The organism is Caldanaerobacter subterraneus, from assembly GCF_004345675.1.
GTDB lineage: Bacteria > Bacillota > Thermoanaerobacteria > Thermoanaerobacterales > Thermoanaerobacteraceae > Thermoanaerobacter > Thermoanaerobacter subterraneus.
Genome location: NZ_SLWU01000070.1, coordinates 1 through 1618, shown reverse-complemented (window position 1 = coordinate 1618; position 1618 = coordinate 1). Strand labels below are relative to the sequence as shown.

General features: G+C 35.5%; 1 protein-coding gene and 1 pseudogene. Both read left to right on the top strand.

What is annotated here, in order from left to right:
- The first annotated feature begins 64 nt into the window (after nt 1-64).
- A complete protein-coding gene (locus tag EV203_RS13260) occupies nt 65-1057 on the top strand; it encodes a stalk domain-containing protein (protein WP_132040914.1) in 993 nt (330 codons plus the stop codon).
- Nucleotides 1058-1115: 58 nt separating this feature from the next.
- Nucleotides 1116-1618: pseudogene (locus EV203_RS13255) on the top strand (PKD domain-containing protein); the annotation flags it as partial.

Genomic DNA, 1618 nt, shown 5'->3' with positions numbered 1-1618 from the left:
TAAATTTATTGAAGAGATTTTAAGGAAAGTTATTTAAAAATTTAAATAGAAAGGAGTTTTTGCTATGAAAAAGATAATTTCTATGATAATTGCTGCCATATTAATCTTTTTATCCATTCCTGCGTTTGCGCAAACTGGAGGTCAAGAAGAACAGCTTCCCTATCAAGAGTGGATAGATAAAGGATGGATAAAAGCAGTATCACCTGATGAGAAAGGCCATGATAGATTAGGTTGGTACTACATCATGCCCGGAAAAGAAAAAGAAATAGCTTACAGTGATAAGCTTAAAAATACAGATAGATTAATTATTGTTGATGGCTCTTTTTATAAAAATGATTTAGATTATTACTACAAAGAAGGACGAAGCGGTGCAACATTAAGAGATATTACTACATTGAGAGAAAGCTACAAAGACTTATATGGAGAAATCCGCTACAATCATCCTGATACATTAAAATACGACTTTTGGAAAGGTCTTGTTACGATAAATCTAGTCAGTATTAACGGCACTCCATGGCAGGAGACAAAATACAAGGATATATTACTTCGGTACTTCTATAACAGATGGGAAGGATTAAAAGACCCTGCCTATACTAAATATTTGGTTGATCCTAAGTGGAACGGCTATACGGTAGAATGTATCTATAACTGGGATGGTGTAGATGTATGGATAGGTAAGGACGATATTACTGTAAGATATGAACTTAAAGAATATAATAAAAAACTGCCTACAAAAGTCATATCAGATAATGGTGTTGCGATGATACCACTTCGAGGCGTCATGGAAGAATTAGGAGCAGTTGTTGATTACAATGCTAAAACACAGCAGATAACCATAAAAGATAAAGGCAAAACTGTTGTGCTGAAAATAGGCTCTGATACAGCATTGGTAGACGGCAGAGCAGTTAAAATGCCAAGAAAAGTATATGTGAAAAATGGATATACAATGCTTCCTTTAAGATTCGTTGCTGAAAATTTAGACCATGCAGTAGAATACCTGAAAGATGGGACAATAATGATTTGGAGGGCAAAATATACTACACCACCGAGTATATAAAGAGGCTTCAGCTCAGTCTGAAGCTTCTTTTCTTTTTTCTAAAAATTACTGAAAGGAGATGAGGCTTTTGATTAAAAGAATTGTTTCTGTAGTTGTTCTTATTACATTTTTGGCTGGGTTAATATACATCCCCAAGTTAGAAAATGCCTATGCAGCAGTAATTGACGACGTCGGAGATTTAAATCTAGCTATTGATACTCCTGTAACAATTAATGATCGTTTTCCAGTCCCTAACCCAATTCCACAAAAACCCAATGACAAAAAGCTCTACTCCGGTAAATGGAAGGTGCTAGTTGATGGCACCCTTGCAGGTTATGACAAAGTAGTGAAACATATTTATACAGGGAGCAATGCAGAGCAGTATAATTTCATAAAGTACAGCACTGTTTCTCAATGGATAAATGTACTTGGCGGTAACCCTACCTTTGTTAATACGTACCTAAATAAAATTAGATTGAGCATATCAGGTTCAGACCGTGTGTATATACGCTATCTTGCAGAGCTTAATGGCGCTCATGTGGTAGGATATAAAGTACTGGATGAAAAAGGTGGTAAAGGAGA

Bases quoted from the DNA above. Each gene is read 5' to 3' on its own strand.
- EV203_RS13260 (WP_132040914.1), top strand. From the start codon at position 65: ATGAAAAAGATAATTTCTATGATAATTGCTGCCATATTAATCTTTTTA.